General features: G+C 63.5%; 3 protein-coding genes and 1 pseudogene. All 4 read right to left on the reverse strand.

Annotated features, from left to right (window positions below):
* A pseudogene (locus EOA22_RS28080) lies at positions 1-242 on the reverse strand (carbohydrate ABC transporter permease); the annotation flags it as partial.
* Between the two features lie 11 nt (positions 243-253).
* Positions 254-1,183, reverse strand: coding sequence for a sugar ABC transporter permease (locus EOA22_RS28085; protein ID WP_013528573.1), 930 nt, complete (start codon positions 1,181-1,183; stop codon positions 254-256).
* A 244-nt stretch (positions 1,184-1,427) separates the two neighbouring features.
* On the reverse strand, positions 1,428-2,687 hold the full coding sequence (locus EOA22_RS28090; protein ID WP_013528574.1) for an ABC transporter substrate-binding protein: 1,260 nt from the start codon (positions 2,685-2,687) through the stop codon (positions 1,428-1,430).
* Positions 2,688-2,689: 2 nt separating this feature from the next.
* Positions 2,690-3,465 (reverse strand): N-acetylmuramic acid 6-phosphate etherase (locus EOA22_RS28095; RefSeq protein ID WP_127390381.1); only part of this gene is annotated, 776 nt, incomplete at its 5' end.

Consider the following 3,465-nt stretch of genomic DNA (forward strand, 5'->3'; position numbering starts at 1 on the left):
GTGACGACGAGGCTGTTCTGGAAATAGTGGATGAAGTCGCCCTGGCCGATGACGGTGGTGTAGCCGATCAGGTCGAAGGTTTTGGGCGTCGGCGGCGTCAGCGGCGCGCCGAAGATGCCGGCGCGGGACTTGAACGAGTTCATGATCACCAGGATCACCGGAAACAGCGCGATCACCGTGTAGGTCAACAGGATCGCATGGGCGCCGATGGTGCGGGGTACGGAACGGGTGGCGGTGCTCATCTCTCGGCCCCTCAGAACTGGTAGCGACGCAGGCGCGTCTGGACGAGAAAGAGATAGACGCAGACGCCGCCGAGGATGATCAGGAACATCATCGTGGCGATCGCCGCGCCCATATTGGGGTCGCCGACCTGCAGCTGGAAGCCGAAGAAGGCGCGGTAGAGGAAAGTGCCGAGAATATCGGTCGAATAGTTCGGCCCGGCGAGCGCGCCTTGCGCGGTGTAGATCAGGTCGAAGGCGTTGAAATTGCCGACGAAGGTGAGGATCGAGATGATGCCGATCGACGGCAGGATCAGCGGCAGCTTGATCTTCCAGAACTGCGCCAGGCCGGTGATGCCATCGCATTCGGCGGCCTCGATCACCTCTTCGGGGATCGACAGCAGGGCGGCGTAGATCAGCATCATCGGGATGCCGACGAACTGCCACACCGAAATCAGGCTGAGTGCGGTGAGCGCATATTGTTCCTTGCCGAGCCATGGCGTGAACAGGCTTTTCAGGCCGACGAGATCCATCAGATGCGGCGCTACGCCCCACAACGGGGACAGGATCAGCTTCCAGGCGAAACCGACGATGACGAAGGACAGGATGGTCGGCACGAAGATCGCCGTGCGGTAGAAGGCCGCGAACCTCAGTCTCGGGCTGGACAGAAGCGCGGCCAGCATGACGCCGATCGGGTTCTGCACCAGCATGTGGATGATAAAGAACCAGGTGTTGTTCCTCAGCGCGTTCCAGAAACCCACCGACCAGTTGGGATCGCCGAACAGCATGCGGAAGTTTTCCAGCCCGACGAAGACCTGGTGCTGCTCGATGTTGCGGAACAGCGAGAGCTGCAGCGTGCCGGCGAGCGGCAGGATCATGATTGCCGTGTAGACAAGCACCGCCGGCGCCAGGAAGACGCCTATATGCCAGCGGAACGGTCTTTTCGGTCTGATATCTGCGGCCATGAGTTCGGTCCCCGCCGTCTCTCGGTTCCAAAGGGTATCGATCTAGATGATGCCTCGATGCACGGCCCGACCATTCCTGCCGATGCGGCAGGAACAAAGGCCTGCGACTGATCAGCTAGCCTTCCCCGAAGAGAGGGTAAGGCCGGGAGGCGGTGCCGACAATCGCAATCTGAATAGGCGCACTTTGAATGAGGTAGTCCGGAACCGGCCAGGCGTGCGCCGGCCGGTTCCATTACCTGAGCTCTTACTTGGCCGGATGGTACCAGCTGTCGAGGCCGGTCTGCAGCTTCTTGGCCGCCGCTTCCGGCGTATCGGTGCCGTTGATGACGTTGGCCGATTCAACCCAGGTCTCGTTCTCGAGGTTCGGCGTGCCGCGCGACAGGATCTGGTAGGTCGAGCGGATCGTCGACTTGCACTTGCCGCGCCAGGAGACGAATTCCTGCGCCAGCGGGTCTTCCATCTTCACCGGCGAGGAGTTCAGGCTGAAGAAGCCCGGCAGTGCGTTGGCGTAGATGGTGGCGAAATCCGGCGAGGCGACCCAGGACAGGAAGGTCTTGGCCGCATCGGCGTTCTTCGAAGCCGCATTCAGGCCCATGCCGATATCGGTATGGTCGGAGATGTAGCAGGTGTCGCCGGCCTTCTCGACCGGCGGCGGGAAGGCGCCCATCTTGAACTGCGCCTGGGTGTTGAACAGGCCGATCTCCCACGAGCCGGCCGGGTAGATGGCGGCGCGGCCGAGCGTGAACAGGTTCTGGCTGTCCGGATAGGTCTGCGCCTCGAAGCCATCGCCGAGATAAGGCTTCCACTTGGCCAGTTCCTCATACGGCGCGACCCAGTCCTTGTCGGTCAGCTTCTGATCGCCCTTGATCAGCGCCGCGCGGCCGTCCTCGCCCTTCCAGTAGTTGGGGCCGATGTTCTGGTAGCCCATGGTCGCGGCTTCCCAGAGATCCTTGGTGCCCATCGCCATCGGGATGTAGGTGCCGTCGGCCTTGATCTTGTCGAGCGCGGCGAAGAACTCGTCGCGGGTCTCCGGCACCTTGATGCCGAGCTTGTCAAAGGCGTCCTTGTTGTAGATGAAGCCGTGGATGACCGAAGCCATCGGCACGCAGAAGCTCGCCTTGCCGTCGTCGGTCTGCCAGGCGGACTTGGCCACCGGCGAAAAGTTCTCCATGCCGGGCAGCGCCGAGAGATCGGCAAGGTTGCCCTTCTTGAACAGCTCAAGCGACTTGTCGAACGGGCGGCAGGTGATCAGGTCGCCCGCCGAGCCGGCGGCGAGCTTGGCGCCGAGCGCGGCGTCATATTCGGTCGGAGCCGACGGTGCGAACACGACCTTGATGCCCGGGTTCTTGGCTTCGAAAGCCGGGATCAGCTTGTCCTTCCAGATGGCAAGGTCGTCGCCGCGCCAGCTTTCGATGTTGAGCGTTACGTCGTCGGCGTGAGCCAACCCGGCCGAGCCGAGAATGCTGGTGCCCAAAAGCAGTGCCGTCAGTAGTTTCGTTGTCATGCTCAGTCTCCCTGTTGACCTTTTTCAGGTTCGGTTTTGATGAGAACAGAGGCTTTTGAGCCCTTGCTCCCCTCTATAGCGGAAAGGGCCGGCCGCAACTTCTGGCCGGCCTCTTCCAGTATCTTCTGCGCCGCGTCAGTGCTGTCGGCGCCGGCGGCGAGCAGAATGGCGGTCTTGACCGCGCCGCCGCTCTTTTCGAGCAGGCGGGCCGCTTCGTCCGTGCCGCGGCCGCTGACGGCGGCGACGATACGCGCCGCGCGGTCGCGCAGCTTGATGTTGTCGGCCATGAGATTGACCATGTAGCCGTCATGCACATGGCCGAGATGGATGGCGGTCAGCGTCGACAGCATGTTGAGCGCGATCTTCTGGGCAGTGCCGGCGCCCATGCGCGTGGAGCCGGCGATCAGTTCCGGCGGCGTTTCGAGCAGGATGGCGGTTTGTGCCTGGCGCAGCAGCGCAGAGTCCCTGTTGTTGGCGATGCCGATGGTGGCAGCGCCGCGGCGGGCAGCCTCCTCGATGGCCCGCACGGCATAGGGCGTCGTGCCGCTGGCGGAAATGGCGATCAGGCAGTCGCCCTTGCCGAGGCCGGCCTCGGCGACCGCTGCCGCGGCTTCCTCGGTATCGTCTTCCGGCCCGCCGGCCAGCGTGCGGAAAGCGTCGTCGCCGCCGGCGATCAGGATGGCGATGCGGTCGCGGTGAATGCCGAAGGTGCCCGGCAGCTCAGGCCTGATGGCACTGGCCGATGCGCTGGAGCTGCCGGCCGCGGCGTAGGCAAGCT

The organism is Mesorhizobium sp. M7A.F.Ca.US.014.04.1.1 (assembly GCF_003998745.1).
Classification (GTDB): domain Bacteria; phylum Pseudomonadota; class Alphaproteobacteria; order Rhizobiales; family Rhizobiaceae; genus Mesorhizobium; species Mesorhizobium ciceri.

Coding starts and splice junctions, on each gene's coding strand:
- EOA22_RS28090 (WP_013528574.1), bottom strand. CDS start 2,687: ATGACAACGAAACTACTGACGGCACTGCTTTTGGGCACCAGCATTCTC.
- EOA22_RS28085 (WP_013528573.1), bottom strand. CDS start 1,183: ATGGCCGCAGATATCAGACCGAAAAGACCGTTCCGCTGGCATATAGGC.